This window comes from Ruegeria sp. BA2 (genome assembly GCF_056539605.1).
In genome coordinates this window covers 120,920-146,059 of record NZ_JBQFVE010000002.1, presented here as the reverse complement: position 1 = coordinate 146,059, position 25,140 = coordinate 120,920, and the positions used below count along the sequence as shown (strand labels likewise).

At 55.5% G+C, this 25,140-nt stretch carries 19 protein-coding genes; 5 read left to right on the top strand and 14 right to left on the bottom strand.

Going from position 1 to position 25,140, the window contains the following annotated elements:
• Positions 1–285: 285 nt before the first annotated feature.
• From ACR0NN_RS05340 to ACR0NN_RS05315, 6 genes are all read right to left on the bottom strand, one after another.
• Positions 286–660: a hypothetical protein gene (locus ACR0NN_RS05340; protein WP_480684057.1), complete on the bottom strand. Its 375-nt coding sequence runs from the start codon at positions 658–660 to the stop codon at positions 286–288.
• Positions 661–953: 293 nt separating this feature from the next.
• Positions 954–3,518, bottom strand: coding sequence for a hypothetical protein (locus ACR0NN_RS05335; protein ID WP_170723044.1), 2,565 nt, complete (start codon positions 3,516–3,518; stop codon positions 954–956).
• 352 nt (positions 3,519–3,870) lie between these two features.
• The gene (locus ACR0NN_RS05330) at positions 3,871–6,561 is read right to left on the bottom strand and encodes a hypothetical protein (protein WP_170723042.1); all 2,691 of its coding nucleotides are present in this window, start codon (positions 6,559–6,561) and stop codon (positions 3,871–3,873) included.
• Between the two features lie 306 nt (positions 6,562–6,867).
• Entirely contained in the window at positions 6,868–7,518 is a 651-nt protein-coding gene (locus ACR0NN_RS05325; protein ID WP_170723040.1) for a hypothetical protein, read from the bottom strand.
• 299 nt (positions 7,519–7,817) lie between these two features.
• Positions 7,818–9,149: an HlyD family type I secretion periplasmic adaptor subunit gene (locus ACR0NN_RS05320; RefSeq protein ID WP_170723038.1), complete on the bottom strand. Its 1,332-nt coding sequence runs from the start codon at positions 9,147–9,149 to the stop codon at positions 7,818–7,820.
• A gap of 38 nt (positions 9,150–9,187) precedes the next feature.
• Positions 9,188–10,969, bottom strand: coding sequence for a type I secretion system permease/ATPase (locus ACR0NN_RS05315; protein ID WP_170723035.1), 1,782 nt, complete (start codon positions 10,967–10,969; stop codon positions 9,188–9,190).
• A gap of 297 nt (positions 10,970–11,266) precedes the next feature.
• Between ACR0NN_RS05315 and ACR0NN_RS05310 the strand changes: the two genes are divergently transcribed.
• Complete coding sequence (locus ACR0NN_RS05310; protein ID WP_170723033.1) at positions 11,267–12,643, top strand: sensor histidine kinase; 1,377 nt, start codon at positions 11,267–11,269, stop codon at positions 12,641–12,643.
• Here the strand turns inward: ACR0NN_RS05310 and ACR0NN_RS05305 are convergent.
• The 7 genes from ACR0NN_RS05305 to ACR0NN_RS05275 form a co-directional block, all read right to left on the bottom strand.
• Positions 12,622–13,344 carry a response regulator transcription factor gene (locus ACR0NN_RS05305; protein ID WP_170723031.1) on the bottom strand — a complete coding sequence of 241 codons (723 nt, stop codon included), beginning with the start codon at positions 13,342–13,344 and terminating at the stop codon, positions 12,622–12,624. The two genes, ACR0NN_RS05310 and ACR0NN_RS05305, sit on opposite strands and share 22 nt — an antisense overlap.
• 79 nt (positions 13,345–13,423) lie before the next feature.
• Positions 13,424–14,356 carry a hypothetical protein gene (locus ACR0NN_RS05300; protein ID WP_170723030.1) on the bottom strand — a complete coding sequence of 311 codons (933 nt, stop codon included), beginning with the start codon at positions 14,354–14,356 and terminating at the stop codon, positions 13,424–13,426.
• Between the two features lie 6 nt (positions 14,357–14,362).
• Positions 14,363–15,676, bottom strand: a complete 1,314-nt coding sequence (locus ACR0NN_RS05295) for a TRAP transporter large permease subunit (RefSeq protein ID WP_170685753.1) — start codon at positions 15,674–15,676, stop codon at positions 14,363–14,365.
• Between the two features lie 4 nt (positions 15,677–15,680).
• Entirely contained in the window at positions 15,681–16,214 is a 534-nt protein-coding gene (locus tag ACR0NN_RS05290) for a TRAP transporter small permease (RefSeq protein WP_170723024.1), read from the bottom strand.
• A 68-nt stretch (positions 16,215–16,282) separates the two neighbouring features.
• Positions 16,283–17,260, bottom strand: coding sequence for a TRAP transporter substrate-binding protein (locus ACR0NN_RS05285; protein ID WP_170685755.1), 978 nt, complete (start codon positions 17,258–17,260; stop codon positions 16,283–16,285).
• A 50-nt stretch (positions 17,261–17,310) separates the two neighbouring features.
• Positions 17,311–18,561: an NAD(P)/FAD-dependent oxidoreductase gene (locus ACR0NN_RS05280; RefSeq protein WP_170723021.1), complete on the bottom strand. Its 1,251-nt coding sequence runs from the start codon at positions 18,559–18,561 to the stop codon at positions 17,311–17,313.
• Positions 18,558–19,691 (bottom strand): enolase C-terminal domain-like protein, encoded by a 1,134-nt coding sequence (locus ACR0NN_RS05275; RefSeq protein ID WP_170723015.1) that lies wholly within the window; start codon positions 19,689–19,691, stop codon positions 18,558–18,560. Before ACR0NN_RS05275 ends, ACR0NN_RS05280 begins: the two co-directional genes overlap by 4 nt.
• Positions 19,692–19,788: 97 nt before the next feature.
• Between ACR0NN_RS05275 and ACR0NN_RS05270 the strand changes: the two genes are divergently transcribed.
• Positions 19,789–20,709 (top strand): LysR family transcriptional regulator, encoded by a 921-nt coding sequence (locus tag ACR0NN_RS05270; protein WP_170723013.1) that lies wholly within the window; start codon positions 19,789–19,791, stop codon positions 20,707–20,709.
• Here the strand turns inward: ACR0NN_RS05270 and ACR0NN_RS05265 are convergent.
• Positions 20,670–22,364, bottom strand: a complete 1,695-nt coding sequence (locus ACR0NN_RS05265) for a thiamine pyrophosphate-binding protein (protein ID WP_170723007.1) — start codon at positions 22,362–22,364, stop codon at positions 20,670–20,672. The genes ACR0NN_RS05270 and ACR0NN_RS05265 overlap by 40 nt on opposite strands.
• A gap of 111 nt (positions 22,365–22,475) precedes the next feature.
• On the opposite strand from ACR0NN_RS05265, the gene ACR0NN_RS05260 reads away from it, so the two are divergent.
• The 3 genes from ACR0NN_RS05260 to pta all read left to right on the top strand — a co-directional run bounded on the left by ACR0NN_RS05260 (position 22,476) and on the right by pta (position 25,089).
• The gene (locus ACR0NN_RS05260) at positions 22,476–23,180 is read left to right on the top strand and encodes a GntR family transcriptional regulator (protein ID WP_170723005.1); all 705 of its coding nucleotides are present in this window, start codon (positions 22,476–22,478) and stop codon (positions 23,178–23,180) included.
• Positions 23,177–23,887: an aspartate/glutamate racemase family protein gene (locus tag ACR0NN_RS05255; RefSeq protein ID WP_170723003.1), complete on the top strand. Its 711-nt coding sequence runs from the start codon at positions 23,177–23,179 to the stop codon at positions 23,885–23,887. The genes ACR0NN_RS05260 and ACR0NN_RS05255 overlap by 4 nt, the downstream gene beginning before the upstream one ends.
• Before the next feature lie 194 nt (positions 23,888–24,081).
• Positions 24,082–25,089: a phosphate acetyltransferase gene (pta, locus tag ACR0NN_RS05250; RefSeq protein ID WP_480684053.1), complete on the top strand. Its 1,008-nt coding sequence runs from the start codon at positions 24,082–24,084 to the stop codon at positions 25,087–25,089.
• Positions 25,090–25,140 lie beyond the last annotated feature (51 nt).

The window sequence follows — 25,140 nt, the reverse complement described above, 5'->3', positions numbered from 1 at the left end:
CGCCCCTTTTAGGCACGCGTTCGAAAGTGGTTAAAGGGTTAATAGAGGCAGGATTAAGGCTGAATCAGCACTTTAGAACTTTGGTTTATGCCTTATTTTACTGGGCTTTATGCCACTTTGAGACTAAACACCCGATTTCGCTCCAAACACCTCGGAGATGGCAAAGAACCTTCAGGCAACCGATCCGCCATCTGTCAAGTCTTCCAGCAGTGCGCTCAGCAGCTGCGCCTTTCCGGCGTATCCCGATTTTTTATAGATTGAGTTGGTCTGGGCCTTGATCGTACCTTACTTGGCATTGCGGATCTCGGCCATTTCAGCCGTCGAGCAACCCTTGATCAGCAGCCGGGTGACTTCTCGTTCGGCATCCGAAAAAGACCACTCTTCGAAATAGGCGTTCAAGAGATCTTCGAACGCGCCAGAGGCCCGTGCGACCTTGTCTTCCAGCGTCTCCTGATAGCGACGCAGTTTGCGCACCTCGTTCCCAAGCACCAAGATCGCACCGAACAACGACAACATGATCAGAACTTCCCAGACATGGATATCGTCCCATTCATCGATCCAAGCAACTCCCATCGCTTCGCCGATGTCTTCGAACAGCATCACACACGCGCAAAAGAGCGAGGCAAAGAACGAGAATGTCAGGCGTTTTATCGAAGGCATGTTTGTGACCACAGCAGTTGAGGATTGTCGCGGCTGCCTATGTAAAACCTGAAAGACGCACAAGCCCATGAATTGTGTTGGGAGCAGTATGATGAATTAGGCGGTCGCGCAGAGCCCACAATATCTTGCGAAGACTCGTATGCTCAATCAAACGGCGCAGGAGCGCCCAGTGTACTGAGCATCACTTTCGCATACTTGCCCAATTCTCCTGCTCTTCGATCAGCAGTGAAAACCATCATGTTTTCAAAACACACCGGGTCAGCGGAGTAACCCGGTGCTGTCCGAACCCGGCGTCAAGCTATCGACATGCCCAGCGCTTCGAGTTGATCAACCAACGCACTCTCTGCGTCGGTGATCGTGTTCCAGTCATCTGCTGTGAGATTGCTGAGGCTCAGGTCATCGGCCTGTATGTCTTGCAAAGTGAGGGTATGCCCTCCGTTGCCGATGACTTCGAAAATTAGATCTCCGCCACTCTCAATCACGGACAGATCTGACGCACCCAAAGCATTGAAGTCGATGACGTCTTCGCTGTTATCAAAACCCGAGATTTCGGTTTTAACACCCCAGTTCCATGTGAGATCGGCAACATCCCTGCCTTCACCGAAGGTCTGATCACCTGCAGATTGGCCATTGTCCGGGACCGAGGGGCCACCATCGGTGCCACCGCCATTGTCAGTTCCGGTCAGATTGCCGTGTCTGATCTGATACCCATCTGTCGTGTCGCCCGCAGGCGCTTGTGGGGTCAGCAACATGGTACGGTCAACAAGTGTCACGTCGTTCTGATCGAAGCCAAATGGAACCTCGAGGTTATCTTCCATAACCTGATCGTGGTGGAATTCGACCCGACCCGGTACCAGATCGGCCTTGGTGACGTTTGCGAGCGTGACGCTCTGCCCGGTTGGCAGGGAAGAGATGACAAGACCTTCGTTGCTGTCCTCGACTGACAGGCGCTCGCGAGTACCGAAATAGAGAAAACTGATCTTCATGGTTGCGGGATCAAACCCGTCGATCACCTCGTGCACACCGTACTCATGGCTCCGGACATAGACGGTATCAGCATCACGAGGGCCAATCCCTTGTTCCCAGCTGACAACACCGCCCATATCCTGACGAAAATGCTCGTTTCCAACGATGCCAAAGTCATCAATCGTGACGTCCTGAAAGGTGACGCCTTGTACAATCTGCGCCGCGTCGGACCACGGGCTGTCGATAACAATTTCACCGGCAGCCGACTTGGTGACAATCATGCCATGAACCGAGGTGCCACCAAAATCCAACTCATCAACGCCCGGTCGGAAGCCCGTTATGTCGTCTGCATTGCTGTCGGCCCGATATCGCAAACCACCGGCATCCGTGTTTCCGGTTACGGCTGGCGGATTTGAACCGTCAGAGTCATAGCTGAGGGTAAATCCTTGGCCCGCCCCCGGCGTGATGACAACTTGCCCAAGGGCCGAAGACAGCTCGTTCAGAACGGCCTGATCGGTGACCGAGAAATTGCTGATATCCAGATCGGATAGACCAAATCCTGTGAATACGATCTGCTTAGTGACATTTCCATCGGTCAATTCGATCCGGACGGTCTGGCCCAAAGCATCTCCGCTTTCTTCAAAAATCGCAAAGTTTTCGGCGGTAATATCTGCGCCGATTTCGATAACGTCGCCCATTGCGGGCATGAAGCCTTCTATAACCTGAGCTGCAGTGGCAAGGCTCAGGGTGATGTGCATATGGTGATGATTGTGCCCCCCACCATGGCCACCTCCGCCCGGTGCCGTACTGTCAGGTCCGACAAGGCCCAGCACTTCGGTCGCTGCAGTATCGTCGAGGATGGTGAAATTCGCAGCGCTCAGGTCGGCAAGGGTAACACCGCTGAGTGTCGTTGATTGATTGTTCGATGGAATTGCGAACACAACCGAGCCGTTCACTTCGCTGACATCAAGTGCATCCGCGCCGACCCATGAGATGAAGATCGTATCGGTCGCCGGATTAAAATCGGAAATCGTGTTGTTTGTGCCCCAAGCCCATGTGATCACAACATCCGCAGTATTCTCGGTGGTATCGGCTGTACCATTGCCTGTCGGCTCGGTAGGCGGCGGTGGAGTTGTTGGCGGAAGGATTGGAGGAGAAGTATTCCCACCACCGGTTTCAGTGGGCAAAACACCATCAGTATAGACTTTGATTGCATCCTCTACCGAAGGCGCGTCATACCCACCAAATTGTGAAATATAGCGTAGGATTGAGGTGCCGTATTCATCGACCGAGACGTTCCCGCCCTGCAAAAGCGCAAGCGTTCCCCACGCGCCCCGTAGATGTGCAGCAGCCATAATGCCGGTCAAGCTAAGGGTTACGGACACTTCCTGTCCATTTTCCGTATAGGTCCGCGTTGATCCGATATAGTCGGACAGGCTTTCACCTTGGTACCCAAGCCCGGTTTCTATGACCTGAAGGTTGTACCCAAAGGCCTCTTGTATCGCGCGTTCCTGCGCTTCGGCGGTGGTAAAGCCCGCTAGTGAATTAACCCCGTTTTTTCCGGTCCAGCTTCCATCCCATGTATTCGAAGCCGCACCGTTTCCGTAATATACGTCGTCAGTATAATACCCGAGGTCGATCAAAAGTGCCTCGCCGAACTGGTATCCAACAAATCCCAGCGAGTTCATTGAACGATAGGACATTGTATCCCATTCATCACTGCTCAGATCCGACCAACTGGAATAGCTGGGGTAGAACTCTGCAACCGTCCCTCCGGCCCATTGATTCAGTTGCCAGTCTTGAATGACACCGGCGTCATAGCGTTCTCGATCCCAACCAGATTCAAACGCACGCAAGGCGTCGCGAAACTCTTCATACGTACCATTACTCATGTTGAAACAGACTCCCATATTGTCGTTGTTTCGGCCCAATTATCTCGGCCAATTTTGCCCGATCGCGTCGGACCCAACTTGGGTAACAAGCCTGAAGTTCGAGAAACGTTAAGAGTTCATTAACGAATTAATCTGCGCGGATGTGGGCTTAGATTAACCTAGTGATGCGCAGAAAAACGCCGCAGCTCAGTGGGTTATAGCGAAGTTTGAGCAAGAGACCGGCGCAGATGCGCGAGTCTTCGCCATATATGCAATTTCGTAATAATTAACTTTGCGTCATTGCTGGATCGAATTGTTAAGAAAGCCTCAGCCGATCCAGACCGGCTGAGGCGTTTTCGTGAATTGGTGACGATCAGAGACCCCAGTCCTGCGACTGCTGAGTTGTAAGTTCACTGATGTGCTGCATGACATCGAAATGCTCGTCAACACCCTGAACGCTGATCACCTTTTGGCCGTTGGCCTTGATCCAGTGTGTGTTTCCCATCCATTCGATCTGGAGTTGATCCAGGGATGAGATCCCGAACCCTTCCAGATCGATGACAATCGAGTCATCGGCCTCGAAATCCCGGATCACCTGACCGCCATACTGGCTGCCCGGACCGGTGATGACAAAAGTATCGCTGCCTTCACCGCCGAATAGGCCGGCAAAACCTGCCTCAGTCGATTGGTCCGCATCGAGAATGATCACGTCATCTCCATCTCCGCCGTATGCGTTGGTGAACAACGCGCCTTTGCGGATCATGAGGATGTCATTCCCCTCACCCCCATCAAGTGTGGTCAGTGAGTCGCCACCGCCGATGAGAAAGTCGTCTCCGGCGCCACCATAGAGGTTGGTCAGATCGTTACCGTCACCACCAACCATATAGTCCCAGCTATCGGTACCATGACCGGTTTCGCCGGTTTCAACATCGAACCGGTTGCCGTATTTTTCGAACCACGCCAGCGTGTTCGAAGCAAAGGCAGGCTCATAGACGATTTCACCGTCCTGAAGGCTGCGCAGATCGATGTAGGATGGGTCAAATCCATTCCCGTCATCGTCATAGCGCACGATGTCTTCACCGGTCGTTTTGCTGAACAGCACGATCTGGCCATTCTCGATACGATGATCCAGGTCGAACCAGCCGGTCATCTCGTAAGCGTCGAGGTCGATCTCGATCCGGTCGCCATCATCGGCGTTGAAATCTGTGATCGTGTTCTCGCCACCATTCAGGACGAAGGTGTCTTTACCCTGGCCGCCGGTCAAAGTGTCGTTACCTTTACCCGAAACCAATGTATCGTCGCCTTCGCCGCCATCCAGGATGTCATTGCCATCCATCCCGTTCAGGATGTTGTCGCCACTATCGCCGATCAGATGGTCATCGAATTGGCTGCCGATGACGTTTTCCATCTCAAAGACATAGTCACGCCATTGCGCGTTCGATTGACCGTCATATTCGACGCCATTCACAACAAAGTGGCTATTGCCGTCTTCTTTGCGCATGTCCACAGTCACGCCATTGCTGGCATCCAGATAGGCGATGGTATCGTCGCCTTCGCCACCGTAGATGTGGTTAAAGCCAGACCCGGCGATGAAAAGGTCGTCGCCGCCAAAGCCCCAAAAGCTGTCATCGCCCGCCTTGCTTTCCTCACCATGCTGGCCGAAACGGTTATATCCCATAAGAATATCGCCGTAATCCGTCCCAAAGAGGTAATCAGCATTGGCTTTGCCATAGAGTTCGGTGCCGCCATAGGCGCCAAGCATCAGGAACTTGCCGCTACCCAAACCGTCAAGAGAACCGCTCGGCAAATCAAAGGACTGGCCCGACTGCATGTCGACACCGTCTTTGTCGATGAAAAGTGCGCTTTCGATGACCTGATTTGCCCAAGCCTTACGGATGGAAAGATCGTCCCAATTCAAACTTGATGGGAAAGAGCTTATTAGATCGTCCCAATGGATGACAGCAATCAGTTCGCGTTTGCCTGTCGATTCATCATAGATCCGGAACGCTTGATCCTTTGGCAGACCTTCATGCTCGAAAACGATGTGGTTGAAGTTGTGCTCGGTCAAAGGAATGATGATCGTATCCTGTGTTGGATCGAAATCACGCACATACGTAGCATTGCCATCTTTGAACTCGCCACTGGATTGGCCACCCATATTCGAGAGCGCTTCTCCCATTCCGACGAACAGTTTTACCAAGCCGCCCATCGGCCCGGGCAGAATGGCCTTGGCGGCGGCACCCAAGCCTGTCCACAATCCATTGGCCATGTAATCCGTAAAGTCTTTGCCATCGCTGGTGGGCGCATTTGCATCGCCAAGCACGAATGTGTCAAAGCCTGAACCGCCCCACAACTGGTCATGACCGACCTGGCCATCCCTGTTGCCCGAGTAGAGCCAGTCATTATCGGCGCCACCATAAATCACATCCACGCCGGTGCCGCCTAAAAGTATATCGTTGCCGGTGCCGCCATAGATTACGTCGTCATCAGCACCGCCATCGATATAGTCATTGCCTGACCCACCGCTGAGCGTGTCGTTGCCAGCGAGACCAAAGATCACGTCATCTCCGCCCATACCAAAGATCTTGTCATCGTGCTGGTATGAAGTACCGCGATGCGTGTCCGCGCCATAGATGACGTTGCCTTTGTCATTCCCGATCACGCCTGCTTCGACCCGATAGACGATGTCTTTATTAGCGCCTTTCTTGTGGTCAAAATGATGCCAAATGTTGTTGGTGAAATTGGTCTCATTCTCACCCAAGACCTTGACGAAGCCGGCAATGACCTTTTCGGTCACATCGAGCCTGCTGTTATATGTGGTATATTCCTGCCAATTCCTGGACCAATACTCATGATCATAGCTGTCGAAGTGCATCTGATCGGGCGTCATCCCAATCTCGGTATCAATTCCATTGACGATGCGCGGCGGCAGAACGTCATCGGACGAGTCCGCCATGTTTTCTGGCACGATTGATGCAACTTCGATCTGATCGTCGATAACATCATCCGTATTGACCGAACCCATCGCAAAAGTTTGGTTATTGGATTTCATTACATGTTTCATATTCTTTCCTCCTTATTCTGGATGGTCGGTGCCCGGTTTTCGGGCCCATACGCATCGCAGATCATAAGAAAGATGTGGTCGTTCTTGGTGATCATCTCAACGCCGGAAATTGCCTTAACCTGTTACAAAGTATGACAAAAATAGAAACAAAGGCATTGAAAAACAACGAACCCGGCTGGCGCCGTTTCGGGCCCCAACCGGTGAGATAGTTTTTCCTTTTGGTTGCCCGGGTGCCTGTTTCGCAAGGAACAAAGACACCCGGATTTTAATTGAGCAGCGATGGATGATCGCTGAGCTTCGCCCCACTTAGACGACCAGATCAACAAAGAAGCTGTCGGTCGGAACAGGGGTTCCGCAGATGTCTTCGCCACCCGCGGTTGGTACGATCTCGCACAGGGGCGGAGGGGTCATTTCCATCTCGTCCTGCGGTACTTCGGTGCCGCATCTTGGGTCCGTCATGATCGGCGGCACTGCGATAACGTCGTCACCCTGGTCCAAAACGATCAGGTCGAAGGGCAGTGGGTTCACTGCAACCAGATCTTCACCGTCCTGAGGCACCGGGGTACCGCAACGAGGATCAGGCATGATCGGGGAAACCGCAGTGAGGTCACCACCTTCAACGGCAGGAACTGCACCGTAAGGCAGGGGAGCCACCGCAACCAGGTCATCATCCTGCGGAACCTCGGTGCCGCAACGGGGGTCCGGCATGATCGGCGAGACCGCGTTGACGTCATCGCCCTCACCAGCCGGGACCGCACCAAAGGGCAGCGGGTTCACCGCAACCAACTCTTCGATAGGATCTGCGACCAGGGGATCAATCGGCAACGGATTTACCGCAACCAAGTCCTCACCGTCCTGAGGCACCGGGGTGCCGCAACGAGGATCAGGCAAGATCGGGGTCACTGCGGTGACGTCGTCATTGGCGATTTCGAAGCTCGTAGCTGTTTCATGTTTCATTGTATTTCTCCTTGTTACATACGTTGTTTAACACCCAAAAAATGTTTGAAACTTCCTCCTCGGGTACATTGAAAAGGTGGTTATCCGGGCTGATCATTACAACGCGCAAAAGGGCGCTAAAATGTTACAAAGTATGACAAAATTCGCCAGTTTGGTCTGAATTTTGACCGAATAGGACATGCCATTTCAGCCCGGAATTGGCCTGTCTTGAGATCGTAAAAAACCAGCGCCATTTCTGACGCTGGTTTAACGTTTTGAGGGTCTTCAGAACCGTGGGTGATGGTCACACCATCAGGCGTTCAAACTTCGCGGAACGTAGTCCGGATCTGCTTGCTGAGCGGGTCAATCAGATACTCGAACAAAGTCCGTTCTCCGGTCGCGATATAGACCTCAGCTGGCATGCCCGGCAACAGGTTGAGTTGACGGTCTTCCAAAAGCGAGAACGCTTCATCGTCCAAAGCGACCCGGGCTTCATAATACGACATTCCCGTCACAGGATCGGTCTTGAGATCAGCCGAAACAAATTCGACACTGCCATCCAGTCGGGACACGACGTGTTGGTCGAAGGCTGCGATGACCACGTTTGCCGACTGCCCTACCGCGACATTGTTGATGTCCTGCGGCATGACACTGGCTGTCACCACCAAACCCTCTCCCTCAGGTACGATCTGCATCAGCGTCTCGCCAGGAGCTACAACACCACCGACAGTATTAACCGTCAATTCATGCACGATACCGTCTGCCGGAGCCCGAAGGTCGACCCGCGCCATTTGCAGCTCAGCGGCGCTGCGGCGTTCCTTCAAGCCATCCCGTTCAACCTCAAGCGCCGCAATCTCGTTCATAACTTTCTCGCGAAAGGTCTTTTCGAGTTGCAAAATGTTGATCTGCGTCTCGCTGATCCGACCACGGGCGACGGCGATCCGCGATATCAGGCCGCCGCTATTGCCGACCAAACCACTGCGTTGACGTTTCAGGGCAGTCACGCGGGTCTCGGGTGTCAGGCCTTTCTCCAGCAATTTCTGCTGACCCGCAAGTTCGCTTTCAATGAGCTGGATCTCCTCGTCTGCAGCGTCGCGCTGCGCTTCGAGGCCGGTGATCTCCTGCTCGATCTGCGTGATCTGCTCGTTCAGCGCGGCGACTTGTCCGTCCTGGGACAAACGGCGCGCTTCCATCATGGCGATCTGAGTTGCAAGCGCGCGTTGAACTTTTTCCTCGTCGTTTCGCGAAACGAGTTCGTCGGACAATGCCAATTCGTCCAATCCGTCCCGTTCGGCCGTCAGACGAGCCAATTGCGCCTCGATCGCGACAAGCCTGTCATCAACCAAGGTCTGATTGGCAGACAACAACTGGTTGTCGAGGCTCAGAACCACATCTCCGGCCTGAACACGATCTCCGTTTCTGACGTTAATGTCGCCCACGATACCGCCATCGGGATGTTGTACATCGCGCAGGTCAGATGAGACCACGACGTTGCCAGATGTCACAACCGCGCCGGACATGCGTGCCGTCGTCGCCCAGCCGCCGAAGCCAATAGCAAGTAAAGCAATGGCGGCTAGGCCAAATCCGATGGATCGGATAGAGCGGTCCTTAAAGCCTTCGGCATGGGTGTTTGAATTCGGGTTGATATTCATGACTTCCTCCATTCATTCGATTTCAGTACAGGCTGATGTCAGCCCGCGACGGCGGCAGGTGTCGCCTCTGCAGGTTCGGCCTGTGGGGTTTCATCGACTGTCTTTTGCTGTGACTGCGCGGCAGCAGCGGCTTGATTGCGCTGGCGCAACCTCTCCATCACCTCGGCGCGGGGGCCAAAGTCTCCGACGCGGCCTTCCTCCATGATTAGGATCTTGTCGACCGAACCCAGCACGCTGGCCCGGTGCGCAATGACGATCACAATCGCTCCGCGCGCCTTGGCTGCCTGGATCGCATGGTTCAGCGCAGCCTCCCCAACTGCATCTAGGTTCGAGTTCGGCTCGTCCAGCACCACCAGAAATGGATTTCCATATAGTGCACGGGCAAGAGCAACGCGCTGCCGCTGACCACCGGAAAGGGCCGCTCCACGCTCGCCGACAGAAGTGGCATAGCCGTCTTTGAAGCTAGCAATCAGTTCGTGGACACCCGCAGCTTTAGCGGCGGCAATGACCTCTTCGTCCTTCGCATCGGGATCAAAGCGTGCGATGTTCTGGGCGATAGTGCCGTCAAAAAGTTCGACATCCTGCGGCAGAAAGCCGATCTGCGGTCCAAGTTCCTCGGGCAAGTACTGGTCAATCGGTACACCGTCGAGGTTGATGTTCCCTTTGGCTGCCGACCATGCGCCAACCAATGTGCGGGCCAGGGTCGATTTACCGCTGCCGGTCGAACCGATCACAGCAAGCGCTTCTCCGGCCTTCATGTCGAAACCTACGCCTTTGAGAACAGCGCTGGTTGCCATCGGCGGGGCCGCGATCACCCCGTCGACGGTCAGTGATTTTTGAGCTTTGGGCAGCGAGATTCGCTGCTCGGCTTCGTCACCCGACAGCGTGTTCTTCAACTGTGCCCAAGCCTGCCGCGCCGCGACAAGGCTGCGCCAGCTACCTACAAGGGTCTCGATCGGCTGAAGGCCACGGGACATGATAACCGACGCAGCCACAATCGAACCCGCCGAGATTTGCCCGTGAATCGCGAGGTAAGCCGCAACCGCCAGAACGCCAGACTGCAGCGCGAGGCGGAAAACCTTGGTAAAGCTGCCGGAAACGCCGACAGTTGTTGCAGCATTGGCACTTGCACCAAGATGCAGATCGTTCACATCCTGCCAGGCACGGCCCAGATTGGACTGCATGCCCATGGCCCGGATCATTTCGGCGTTGCGGCGGCTGGACTCGGCCAGACGGCTGCGCTTGCCAGCGTGCTCAGCCTGAACACAAGCCGCAGCGCGTACCTTGATGTCGGTGACAATCGCGATGGCGATCAGAGCCACAGCGCCCACGACACCAACCAGGCCCAACCACATATGCATGGCAAAAACCAGTCCCAGATAAACCGGGATCCAGGGCAGATCAAAAAGCGCACCGGCGCCCTGACCCGACAAAAAACCACGAATTTTCTCGACATCCTGGATAGCTGCAACAGGGTTGCCTCCAGTGCGCATTTGAGAAGGTTCTGTAAGGGTGCAGTCAAATGCGGTCCGGGTCAGCTGTTGTTCGAAACGATGGCCCATGGCAACCAGCACGCGGGTCCGCGCACCATCGATCAGAGCCATAAACAGATAGAGACCGGCCACCACCGTGCTGAGTGCGAGCAACGTATTCACACTCTGACTGGACATGACGCGATCATAGATCTGCAGCATGAAAAGGGGGCCGGTCAGCATCAGCAGGTTCACCGCACCGCTGAAGATACCCGTGGCAATCAAGTTGCGTCTCAGCGCGCCTTTGGCTGCAGCGAGTTGAGGATGAACGGACGAATGTTGTTGCATGACGGGCTCCTGTTCGAATGACTGTGGGAATTACGTGGGGGCACGCATCGAAGGCCCCAAGCGTTTGTCACACTTTGATTCAATTGGGTTTTCAGCTCTGACTTGAGCTAGGTGGCTTAACCGCACATACAGCCCAGTTCTGAGCCAGGGCGAGAACCCATCGCACTCGCCGATACATTGCAAATGCATTTCCGCTTGGGAAAGCAGCCGAAATTGAACTAGCGTCCAATCTAAGGGGATGGGACAGGGAACATAAGTGCGATGCGCTGGAATGATCTGACACTTCGAGCACAGATTATGAGTATCGTGCTCATCAGCTGGACGATTGTCGGCGTGTTCTCGGTTGTCACCGACGTGGTCCAGATCCGCAACTCGCGCGCTGAAGAGATCCAAAACCGGGGCGATGCCTTTCTTGCTCAGGTCGTTTCAACCCTGGCCCACATACCGCCTGACAGCCGCGCCGAAGCGGCGCTTGGTTTTTTCCCCGCAGAATGGAGTGTCAGGGTCGGCACGCAGGATGCAGCAACCGCTCTGGATGATGGTCGCCAACGTCCGAACCTGGCGGACTGGCTGACGGCGCGGCTGAAACACCGAGGGATCGCCGTCGCGGAACTGTCGGTGGCGGACACGGTTGTTGACGCCAAACATGATCAAAGCACGCTGCTACAACTGTTCAAAAGCCACTCAGGCGAACCTCTCGACCCAGAAAGCGTTGACGCGTTTCTAGTGAGCGTTTTCTCGGTCCGGCTCAAGGATGATGAAGAATGGCTGAACTGCTATTTACTCATGCGAAACAAAGATATCGCGCCTTTGGTCTTTGTAGGGTCAATCGATAGTCTAGTCGCGTTGACACTACTTTGTGCCCTTGCCTTTCTTATTCAGAAAGTGATGCGCCCGCTGAGCGCGATGGCTGTCAATGCTGAACTGATAGGCCGGGGTGAAGAGGTCGGCCCGCTCGTCGAGGCGGGTGCCATTGATATTCGCCAAACAATTATCGCGTTCAATCGCATGGAAGCCCGGATTGTTCTGGCACTGGAATACAAGACGACCCTGCTCAGAAGTCTTGGGCACGACCTTAAAGGGCCGATCGCCCATATGCAGGACGCAATTCAGGACCTCGAGACAAACGACTTGAAAGATCAGCTGACCAATCGTTTGGGAACCATCAGTGAGATTGTTAACTCGGTCACGAACCTAAACCGTGAGACTCACCATGATGGGAACCTTGTGCGGCTGGATCTACCCTCATTGATCGAAGCTCTGGTTGAAGAGCAGGTTGAAGCGGGTCGTGACGTAACCTGCGCCATTGAACAATCTGCCATTGTGAAGGGGCGTCACAACGCGCTTACCCGCGTTCTTCGAAATCTTCTTGAGAACGCGGTCAAATTTGGCGGCCGCACAAATGTCACGTTGACCAGAGTGGATGACTTGGCCGCGATCCATATTGACGACGAGGGACCGGGAATACCCGCAGATCAACTGGAAACAGCCTTTGAGCCTTTTCAAAGACTTGGAGCAAACGAGCCTGGCACCGGCCTGGGCCTGTCTATTGTCAGAGCGATTGTTCTGGATCAGGGGGGAACGGTCACTCTTGAAAACCGTGAAGGTAGCGGCCTGCGGGCTAGTGTGCTCCTGCCCCTTGATATGCCAGATCAGCCCGGGCGAAAGATATAACCCTGGCCCCAGACCGTACGAATATGATCGGGGTTCGCAGGATCCGCCTCGATTTTTGAGCGCAGGCGTTTGATCAACGCATCGACACTACGGTCGCTTGTGCCGCCATGCTGCCGTGTGCGCGCAACGGCCAAGAGATCCTCTCGGCTGCACAGAACGTCTGGGTTTTCGGCAAAAAATCGTATCACGCGCGCTTCGCTTGAAGTTAGGGTGATCATCCGACCATCATCATTTCTGAGATGTCGCTCATTTTCGACAAGCTGCCAGGGACCGAACCGCGTTACGCGTGTTTTCCCTTGTGAACTATTGTCCCGCCGTCTCAATACGGCGCGCACACGGGCCAGCAATTCAAGCTCGTTGAATGGTTTAATGATATAGTCGTCCGCCCCCAGCTCAAGCAGCGAAATCCGCTCGGCGTCATCATCGATTGAACTAATCATGATGATCCCGGCATCCACGCGTGTCGCAATTTCGTGGCACAGAACCTTGCCACTTGTGCCCGGCATCACGAGGTCCAGCAGAAACAGCCCATAGGTTTCATCCGACATCATTTGCCGCGCCGTCGGTACATTTGGCGCATGATCGATCCGGTATCCCTTATCCGAGAGAAACGCGCAGACTTTTTCAGCAAACTCGACGTCGTCGTCACAAATCAAAATGCGCACATCGTGAACTGCAGATTGATCCGCGACGTCTTGCATCGATCTACCCCTCAGCGTACTGCCAGTTTCTTCGATAACAGCATCAGGTCTCAGCAACTGTCAATGTTGGTCGTGCAGGTTAACCAGTAGAACTCATTTGCCGATACAGTCGGCGCATGACCAGAGGTGTAAGGTACATCGGGATTTGGTAGGCTCCGATGAATACCATAATGGGCGCAGTCACTTCGGGCGGTAGTGCGACGAAGAAGATTGCGATGTTGCGGTTTCCGGCGATCAAAGAAACCGCTGTTGCCTTTGCCGGGGCCAGCCTTTTTCGCGTCAATTGGAACGAGACAAACTGGGCGCCGAAATTGATCGCAAATGCGAATGCGATCCAGAACAGCGCCACTCCGGGATGAACCAGCGCCGTCGCACTCAGTGATGGCATCAATCCCACTACAAACACTGCAAGCGTGATAGTCGCCGCGCCTTCAAGGTTCTGTAAAGTGGCGTCTGACGGTGCGCGAAGAACCGTCCTTCGCAATGCCACTGCGGCCAGAATTGCAACCACGATTGTAAGAAACAAACGCAGTGTGGTCATCAGGACGGCCTGCATGTCACCCAGTTCGGGCATCAACCAAAAGATTGGCAACGCGGTGAGTGGCAAAGCTGCAGTGCCAACCACAACCAGGCGCATTGCGTGTTCGGCCGGATACCCCATCATCAGACACATATTGGGGCTGCCGGAAATCGAAGGTGCCGCAGCCATGATCAGCAACGACAGAAAAACCGGTGCGCCGGTCCACCCGCCCGCAAAAGCAACCGATGCCACCAACAAGGGCATGATGAGCTGGAAGACAACAATCGTTCCACCAACCTGCCGTAGATCAGCGAGCGATCCGACGATGGCACCCGGCTTCATGCGAAGCAATGTCAGAAACAAAAGGATCATGACCAAGGGCGGAAGGAGCGGTCGCATCGGCTCGGCCAAACCCGGCAGCAATAACCCCGCGACCAATCCCGTCACCAATACATAGGGGCCGTGACGTGCCGCGAGGCGGAGTGGGTTCAAAGCGCTCTACCCACCCGGGCTCTGACGCAGGTTTTCAGGCAACCATGTCGCCAGTTCGGGGAACCAGATCAGAACAAACACCATTAGCACCATAATCAGGAACATCGGTATCGCAGCGCGCGCGATATAGCTCATCTCATGATTGGTCATGCCCTGCATCACGAACAGGTTGAATCCGATGGGCGGCGTAATCTGCGCCATCTCGACGACGACCACGATGAATATTCCAAACCAGATCAGATCAATTCCGGCGTCACGGATCATTGGCTCAACAACAGCCATGGTCAGAACGACCGAGGAAATCCCATCAAGGAAGCAACCCAGAATGACATAGAAAACAAGCAGAACCATCAGCAGTTCGAACCGTGTCAGTTCCCACCCGGCGATCAGGTCTGCAAGCCCGCGCGGCAGGCCGGTAAAGCCCATCGACAGAGACAGGAATGCAGCACCTGCAAGGATCAGCGCAATCATGGCGCTGGTGCGGGTTGCACCCATCAGGCTTTCGGTGAACGTCTTCCAATTGAGTGACCCCTGCCCTGCCGCCAGCAACAGGCCTCCGATCACGCCAAAGGCTGCGGCTTCGGTTGCTGTGGCATAGCCCAGATACATGGACCCGATCACGACCATGATCAGCAGGATTACTGGTAACAAGAAGCGAGAATTTTTGACTTTCTCTGAGAAGGTCAGCTTGCCCTCATCATTCGGGTTCCAATCTTTGCCAATCTTGGAATAGATCGCGACATACCCCATAAACATCGCTGCCAGTACGAGACCGGGCAGGATGCCTGCAAAGAACAGCTTGGTGATCGATTCATTAATTGTCACCCCGTAGACGATCAATGTCAGCGAGGGTGGGATCATCAGACCCAGCGTAGCCGCGCCTGTCAGAGTACCGATGATCATACGCTCGGGGTAATTGCGTTTGCGCAGTTCGGGGATCGACATCTTTCCGACGGTGGTCAGGGTGGCTGCCGAGGATCCAGAAACCGCAGCGAAGACCGTGCACCCGACAATATTCGTGTGGACCAATCCTCCGGGCAAGGGCGCCATCCAAGGAGACAATCCTTTGAACATGTCCTCGGATAATCGCGTTCGATAGAGGATTTCACCCATCCAGATGAACATCGGCAAGGCAGTCAACGTCCAGGATGACGACGCCGACCAGATGGTGGTGATCATCACGTCACCTACCGGGCGCGTCGTGAACAGCTCCATCCCGACCCAGGCAACCCCCATCAGGGCCAGCCCGACCCAGACACCAGTGCCCAGCAATGTGAAGAGAACAAAGAGGAAGAGGATGATGACGGATAGGTTTTCCATGTTCTTACTCTCCGTGGCTCTGATCGGCCAGATCACGGGTGATCCGGTGGTCACCTTTGAACAGGACGTGGAACAGGTGATCAGTCAGCGCGATGGCAAGAATGACGGCTCCGATCAGCATGGTGGATTGGGGTATCCAAAGGGCTGTTTTGTCCTGCCCCTGGCTTATGTCATTGAACTTCCAGCTCCAGTACACAAAGCGATAGGCGTACCAGCAGAAATACCACATGACGGCCGAACCGATGGCAAAGCACCAGATTTCAAGAATTCTACGAAAGCTATCGGGCACCGCATTCAACAGGATGGACACCCTGATATGACTGCCGCGATTGAGTGCATTGGCAAAGGCCAGAAAGGATGCCGCGGCCATCGCATATCCGGCATAATCCGGAGCGCCGGGGAATACCTCGCCCGTCCAGCGCGCCAGCATCTGGACCACGATGAGCAATAGAATGGAAATCAGACTAAGCGCAGCCAAAACGCCCGCTGCCAGATACAAAAAATCCAGTACAGACCGAAGCCCTCGTAATGCTGCCATGCCGTCCCCGCTTTTTTTATTGAGTGTGGAATGGGCGGCGGAGGTACCCGCCACCCGTTGCTCAGCCTTTACTGAGAGGAATTGAACGCATCGACGATGGCTTTGCCCTCGTCGCCAGCGGCTTCAAGCCATTCATTGGTCATAGTAACGCCGATCTCTTTCAGCTCATTCGTCATCTGCTCGGACGCGGGACCAACGGTCATGCCGCCGTCACGCAGACCCTGAAGCGTAAAGCCGGTATACTCTTTGGCGCGCCAATTGCCGGCATATTCAGCCAGCTCCGCACAGCCCTTGATGACGTTCTTGTTGGCATCCGAGACACCGGCCCAGACGTCTGAGTTGACCATCACATAGTTGCGCGGCAGCCAGGCATCGACCTCGTAGAAATAGTTCAAGCTTTCCCAGACCTTACGGTCATATCCGGTTGAGCCGGACGATACCATGGAATCTGCCACACCGGTTGCAAAGGCCTGACTGATCTCAGCCGCCTCGATGGTAACGGGCAGCATCCCGGTCAGTTCGGCCAGGCGCGAGGTGGCGTTGTTGTAGGAGCGGAACTTGATACCCTCCATATCCGCAACCGAATTCACTTCGTTCTTGAAATAAAGCCCCTGCGGCGGCCACGGCACGGCGTAAAGCAAGGTCAGGTTCTGTTCAGCCAACAGCTTTTCGATTGAAGGTTTGGCAGCGTCCCAAAGTTTGGCACTGTCATCGAATGACGTGGCCAGGAACGGGATGGAATCAAAGCCGAACAGCGCGTTTTCATTCTGGTGACCCGAAAGCAGGCGTTCGCCAATCGGGGCTTGCCCGGTCTGGATTGCACGCTTGATGTCACCACCTTTGAACAGAGAACCGGACGGATGCGTGACAATTTCAATCTCCCCACCTGTTCCGGTGGTCACGCATTTGGCAAACTCCGCACCTGTGGCCGAATGGAAGTTCGAGGCCGAATAAGCCATCGGCATATCCCATTTCTCGGCCATCGCCGGCGCTGCTGCGGCCGCGGTCAGAGCGGTTGCTGTCAGAAGGCTTGTCAATTTTTTCATCATGTTTCTCCCTATGATGTTGAGACGCCGGCGTTTTCCGCCAGTCATTTCTATGTTGCGAAACGCGAGGGTGCGTAAACGCTCATGTCTGTGTTCGGGGTTCTGCCGGAAATCATCTGGGCCAGAAGTCGCCCCGTTTTTGGCCCGCCTGTCAGACCAATATGATGGTGCCCAAATCCCATATACGCACCACTTATCCCTGGGGCTTCACCAATGATCGGGATCGAGTCTGTAGGTGCAGGGCGGTGCCCCATCCATTCCACTTCCTCCTTCCATGTCAAACCCGGGAAAGCCATCCGGGCGTTCTTGCGCATCAATTCGAACGGCGCGCGCGACGGCGGCGCGTCAAGCCCGCCAAATTCCACGATACCCGCCAGACGAATGCGGCCATCCATCGGCGTGGCGACAAATTTGCCCGAGACCACCATGACCGGGCTGCGCGGCATGGCAGAAGGCTCCACCAATTCAAGATGATAGCCGCGTTCGGTTTCAAGGGGAACAGAAATGCCCAAACGCTTGGCCAAAGGCCCTGACCATACGCCCGCAGTTACAATCGCCGTATCACATGTGATGGTTTCGCCAGCAGCCCGTATACCAGTAACGCAACCGTTTTCCTGAACCACGTCATCGACCGCTGCACGGAGGATTGTGCCCCCATGTGCCTCGACATACGCCGCCAGATCTTTAACGTACCGACCCGGGTCGGTGATATGGCCGTGATCCGATAGCTTCGCCGCAAAACCGATATCTTCGCTATAGACCGGGTCATAGGCGTGAAAGCTCGGCCCCTCGAGTTCGTCCCAACTAAAGCCGTTCCTGCGCCGAATATCCCAACCAAATGCATCGTCTTCGAAGTGCGCGCGGTCTTTGTAGAGGAACAGGTAGTCAGATGGCACGATCCACTTTTCAGCGCCTGTACCCTCGGCCAGTGCTTTGTGGTCATTCAGGCTGTCGCCAACAATAGGTGTCAGGGCCGACGCGATACGTTCCACATCTGAGGCATTTGCGTGGCTCAGATAGCGGGTCACCCATGGGATCAGCTTTGGAAGATACCCCCATTTCAAAAACAACGGCTGAGACGGGCTGAGCAGCATTTTTGGCGCTTTCCTGAGCAGCCCCGGAACAGTCACAGGAACGATCGAGCAAGATGCCAGAACACCTCCATTGCCATGCGAGGTGCCCTCTCCCGGACCCGCCTTGTCGATCAGAATGACTTTGTGACCATCCCGCTGTAGCCAGATTGCCGTTGAAACGCCGACGATTCCGGCGCCGATGATTGCTATAGTCTTCTGCTCGCTCACGCCGCCACCGCCTTGGCCGCTGCGTAATGGTTCAGCTTGGCTATTTCGGGCCTGTTGCCTAAGCCGGGCCCGTCAGGGACGACAACCTGGCCGTCGCTGATCTGGAACGGGGTTTCCAAAACATCTTCTTTCAGGAAATAAGACGCCTGATAGAACTCACAGCCCAATGTGATCTCAGGGGTCGCAGCGATCATATGCGCACCTGCCAGATGCGCCAATCCGGCTTCAAACATATCGCCGCCATAGGCCGTCAGACCATGCGCTGCGGCAATGCGGGCAACGGTTTGTCCGCGTGTTAGCCCCCCCGATTTCATTATTTTTACAGATACCCCGTCACAGATACCCTCACGCGCGGCCCGCTCCATGTCTTCCGGGCCAAAGACACTTTCATCGGCCAGAAGCGGCACGTCGATCATTTGTCGCAACTTGCCCATCATGCCGAAATGATGTGCGCGGACGGGTTGTTCGATGAAATCCGGAGCGAATTGCGCGACATCGCGCACCTGCGCCGGAGCGTCCTCGATGCTGAGCCCCTGATTATAGTCTACGCGGACCGACATATCCGGATGGCTCTGTGCAAGATATTCCAAACGCTTGATGTCGAAGGCGTGATCCTTGAACCCGGTCTTCAGCTTTACGATCCGCACGCCATCCGCCTGCAAACGCGCCAGCAGATCAATGTCCTGAGCAAAATCAGGGTTCGCAATCGAGCAGCTGAGAGGAATGGTATCTCGACACTTGCCGCCGAGAAGAGACCAAACAGGAACCCCACTGATCCTGCCTGCAAGATCCAGCAGAGCGGTCTCCAATGCGGCCTTCGCCTCGGTGCAATGAGCCACGGCATAAGCGGCCTTTGCCATAATCGCTGAACGATCGCCCACTCTGGCCCCAACAACGAGAGGCCGCAAATAGCGGTCAAGGGCGGCATAAGTGGCCTCGGGCGTGCCTGTGAAAACGGACCATGGAGAGGCCTCGCCAAATCCTTCACTGCCGTCCTCGGAACGCAGCCGCAGGACAACCACTTCGCACGATCCTTCAACAGACCCGATGCCATGATCACGGCGGGACGTTACGGGCAATTCAAGGTGCCATAGATCAAAGCCAATGATTTTCTGTGTCAGATCGCCCATTGCGCCCCCTGCCAATGGCAAAAGCGTGCCTTGACCGAGCTATCATTTCAAATACTATGTTCTAGGGAGGTCATCAGAAAAAATGATGGTATAACCGATGTCTCTGCGCTTTCGTCAGCTTCAGGCTTTTCACGCCATCATGGAAACCGGCACCGTGACAGGCGCAGCATCGGTCCTTGGAATATCGCAACCGGGGATTAGCAACCTGCTTGCGCAGTTGGAACGCGAAGCGCGTTTGCCGTTATTTGAACGCAACAAGGGCCGGTTGCTGCCAACGCCAGAGGCTGAGCTTTTATATCGCGAGGTCGATACAGTCGTGCGCGGGCTGGATCATGTGGCGCAGGCTGTCACGGATCTGCAGAACAAGCATCCGGGCCAACTACAGGTCGCCGCTCCGCATCTGCTATCTTTCGGCTTCATGCCGCGTGAGATTGCGCGCTTTGCAAAAAGCCGCCCGAACCTCTCGGTCAGTTTCCAATCGCAGTATTCATCCAAGATACAAGAGTGGGTGATTTCTGGCCTGTTTGAGATCGGCATCGTGGAAATGCCGATCCTACATGACACACTGAACTATGAGGTCTTTCAATTCGAAACGCTCGCAACCTTTCCGGAAAACAGCCCGCTCGCAGAATATGAGGTGCTTACGCCCGAAATCCTCGAAAACGAACCGTTCATTGTGATGGGCCCCGAACACCAGACGCACAGGCGCACACGGGACATCTTCCAGACCGCGGGACGCACATGGCGGACCCAGATTCACACCCATCTGTCAGAAAACCTGCTGAGCTTCGTCAAGCAGGGCATGGGGGTCGCGATGATCGACCCCTTCACCGTGACCTTCGACGGAGAGAGCGGGTATCAAACCCGCCCGTTCCGACCGCCTGTCATGCTGGACCTCGCCATCATCACAGCCAAGGGGCGACCCCTGTCAGCAATTGCGCAGGATTTTCTGGCCCAGTTGGCCCCCTCAATCGCGTCCTACGCAACCCATTCCGAAACCGGAGCCGCAGCCTCGTGAAGTGGTTGGGAATGGATGTCGACCAATGTCGGCCCATCATGCTCAACAGCCTGCTTTAAGACATTGGTTAGATCTTCGGGGTCTTTGACAGTCCATGACTTAACACCAAAGGCGCTTGCTACGGCGGCGTGGTCGGTGCGGTTGAAATCGACATTGTAATACCGCTGACCAAACCCTGCATCCTGACCGGCCTTGATCCAGCCAAAGACCGAATTCGAGAACACAATCGATGTGATCGGCATGTTGTGCCGAACCATGGTTTCAAACTCACCGCAGGTAAATCCAAACGAGCCGTCGCCCATCACAGACAGCGTCTTGACCGAAGGCCGCCCCACATGCGCACCCATAGCTGCGCCCAAAGAATAGCCCAGCGCTCCATGCGCCCGGTTGGTGATGAAATGCCGCCCCGGTTTCTGCCAGCGGTAATGCGCGCTGAAATAGGGGCACGGCGTGCCCGGATCGGCGACAACAATTGCGTCATCATCCAAGATATCCATAAGCGCGGCCAAAACAGCTTCGGGTCGGATTGGCGTTTCTCGGCTTGCGGCAAGTGGCTTGAATGCAGCCATTTTGGCCGCCCATGATGCGCTGGCTTTGGCCGCACCACCCAATTGCGGAAGGTCCTGCCGCGCTGCAAGCGCATCTGCAAGAGCTTCCAGCGCCAGACGGGCGTCGGCACATATTGCAACTTCTGTCTGATAGTTGGCTCCAATCACCATCGGATCGCTGTCGATGTGAATAATCGTGGCGTTGCGCGCGGGGCTTCTCCAACGCTCGGTCGTGACCGAACCCGCACGGCACCCGATGAACAGAACGACATCTGCTGCATCCACCACTGCACGGGTTGCAGGTACACCGCCATTTGATCCTACGACCCCGAGAGCCAGTGGGTCGGTCTCGGCAATGGACCCCTGCCCCGACACCGTAGTGGCGACTGGCATATCTAACAGGTTTGCAACCCGGCGCAGCGCCTCGCTGGCCCCTGACAGGACCGGGCCCCCGCCGCAAACAGCAACTGCGGATTTCGATTTAGACAATATCTCTGCCGCCGCCTCGATCGCGTCGAGATCGGGGCCTGCGCGTTCCGCCGGGTAGCTGCGGTGCCGCGCATCCGCCCAAATCTCGGCCTCGTCCACCTGCGCTTTCTGCGTGTCAAATGGCAGGGCCAGATGTGTTGCCCCGGGCGTTCCCGTCGTCATCGCGCGGAACGCCGCGCGCACCATGGCGGGCAATCGCGTCGCATCGTCCAGCGACGCATTCCACTTGGCCAAAGGCTTGAACAGCGCGGGTTGGTCCAGTTCGGTCAGCGGGTATTTCCCCCGGCTGGTTGTTGCCACATCTGAGGTGATCGCCAGGATAGGGACCGAGCTTTCGTTGGCTTCGACCACACCGGGCAGAATATAAGTCGCACCGCCCCCAGACGGGCCTTCGCAGACACCCGGCTTGCCGGTGACCCGGGCGTAGCCATCTGCCATGTAGGCTGCATGACGCTCATCCCGGGTCAGAATATGCTGAATGCCGTGATCCATGCGCGACAGCGCGTCATAGAATGGCAGAGTTGTGTCTCCGCAAAGGCCAAACATGTGCTTCACACCATGCGCCTCAAGCATACGCACCATAGCCTCAGCTCCGGTCAGGTAATTCGTCCCCGTCATGGTCTGCGATTCCTTTGCTGATAATTGCACACAGAGCTGTATACAGTTTTGTATATTGATTTCAAGCCTAGCCTGTGGCACCTGTCAATCAACGAACCAAAGGCGGCACCAATGGCGGGTCCACGCGTTGATGACATCTATGATCAGTTGAAGGCGATGGCGGTTTCATTCCGTCTGCGTCCCGGTGATCGATTGAACGAGGTAGCTCTGTCAAAGGACTTGGGAGTCAGCCGCACCCCATTACGCGAAGCGCTGAACCGGCTGGTTGCGGAGCGATTGTTCGATTTCCGTCCTGGACAGGGTTTCTTTTGCCGTCCACTGGACGCTCAAAGCGTGTTCGACCTGTTTGAGCTTCGTCAAATCATCGAAACAGCCGCCGTCCGCGCGGCATGCACCAAAGCCTCGTCAGAACAACTGCAAGCTCTGCATGACGAACTGTACGCGACCGGTATCGAAATCACCGGGCTAACAGTTGAAGAGGCCGTAGCCCGAGACGAGGCCTTCCATCTGGGTATTGCCAAACTCTCCGGCAACCAAGAGCTTTTGCAGACCCTGACACAGATCAATGAGCGTATTCGCTATATCCGCTGGATCTCTATGAGCCTTGACCGGGTTCAACGCTCAAAAGACGAACATAAGCGCGTCATGCGGGCCTTGATGATGCGCGATGCGGATGAGGCTGCACAGGTCTTGGGCGCGCATATCAACAAGCGGATGGATCAGGTGCAGGACGCGGTGCGCCATGGGATATCAAGCATCTATATGGAAGGGTCCGACGATATCTCGACCAGGATCATTCAGGAGGCGCAGTCATGATCGCGCAGGGCGGAAAATCGATATACGGCGCATCTGTCGGCATCCTGATGTTAGACGCACAGTTTCCACGTATTCCCGGCGATATGGGCAACGCGCAAACTTGGCCATTTCCAGTGCTCTATCGCATCGTGCGTGATGCCTCGCCAGATCTTGTCGTCCGCCAAGGCGCCGCAGGGATGCTTGGCGCGTTCATTGATGCCGCGCGGGAACTTGTAAGAGACGGTGTGGGTGGGATCACCACCAATTGTGGCTTCCTCTCGCTGTTCCAGGATGAACTGGCCGAAGCTGTGCCGGTTCCGGTCGCAACTTCTTCAATGATGCAGGTCGATATGGTGAATCGGGTTCTTCCCGCCGGAAAACGCGCCGGAATCCTAACCATCTCTGCATCAACGCTTACCGACCAGCACCTGCGAAAGGCGCGGGTTCCTGAGGGTACTCCGATCGGAACCACCGAAGGCGGAAGCGAATTCACGACCGCCATCCTTGGAAACGCATTAACGCTGGATGTAGACAAAGCCCGCGCTGACAATGTCGAAGCGGCGCTGGCGCTGCAGGCAGGCAACCCGGACCTTGGCGCGATCGTTCTGGAGTGCACTAATATGTGCCCTTACGCAGCGGATATTCAAAAGGCGACGGGTTTGCCGGTATTTTCAATCGTCACATTCATCAACTGGTTTCAGGCCGGACTGAACCCACCAAGATTCTGACCGATGGCCACTAAGTCCAGAACGGCAGCCGTCTATAGCCAGATGACACATCTGGACCTATCGGCGACAGCTTGACGGTGACCTGGAACCAAGCAATCAAGAAATCAAATTGGGACAGCACCAACACGACGCTCCGTCAAACTCAGCGTGGCCTGTTCTGACACCGTGTAACAGCCGTTCAGGAACCGAGACGCATGACAAAAACACCGATCGAGTTGTTAGCAGCCAGCGCCCCGGAAACCCGCCCTGTTGTTGCTCTGAGCGAAGGCACTGATCCGCGCGTTGTTGCCGGAGGTTTGGCCGCCCGTAAGGCCGGGTTGGCCGACATTATCCTCGTGGGACCCAAGGCTGAAGTTGAAGCGGCGTTGCAGGCCGAAGGCGGTACGGCCGGGGATGGCATAGCCATTCATGACCCCGCGCATTCGGATCTGACAGACACGTTTGCAACTGAGTATCACGCGCTGCGCAAACATAAAGGTGTGGATGAAGCCAAAGCGCGAAAGGCCGCAGAAACTCCGCTGGTCTATGCAGCGATGCTGGTACGGATGGGACTTGCGACTGGAACCGTCGGCGGGGCGGTCCACACCACTGGCGATGTGGTCAGAACGGCCATTCAGGTCATTGGTATGAAGCCTGACGCCGGAATGGTTTCGTCATTTTTTCTGATGTACCCGCCCGAGACCGCTCCCGAGGGCGCGCGCGCCATGCTCTATTCTGACTGCGGTTTGGTGATTGATCCAAACTCAGAAGAACTGGCTAACATTGCGGCGGCGTCAGCGGTTTCCGCGCGTGCGTTACTGCAGGCAGAGCCAAAGATCGCAATGCTAAGCTTTTCGACCAAAGGCAGCGCGCGACACCCTGCAGTGGACAAAGTGGTCAATGCGACGGAAATCCTTCGCTCCAAGCATCCGGAACTGCATGTGGATGGAGAGTTACAATTTGATGCCGCTTTTGTCCCCGAGATTGGCGAACGCAAATCGCCTGGTTCTTCTGTTGCGGGTCAGTCGAATGTCAAAATCTTTCCGAACCTGGATGCCGGAAACATCGGCTACAAGATGACCCAACGGCTGGGCGGATATCTGGCAATCGGCCCGGTATTGCAGGGGCTCGCTAAACCAGCAAACGATCTGTCGCGCGGATGCAGCGCCGAAGATGTGACGCAGATCATCGCTGTCACCATCCTACAATCGCGCGAACCCTAGACTTGGCAGCCCGCCTGCCTATTCACGCAGGCCCGCGACCCAATGACTACA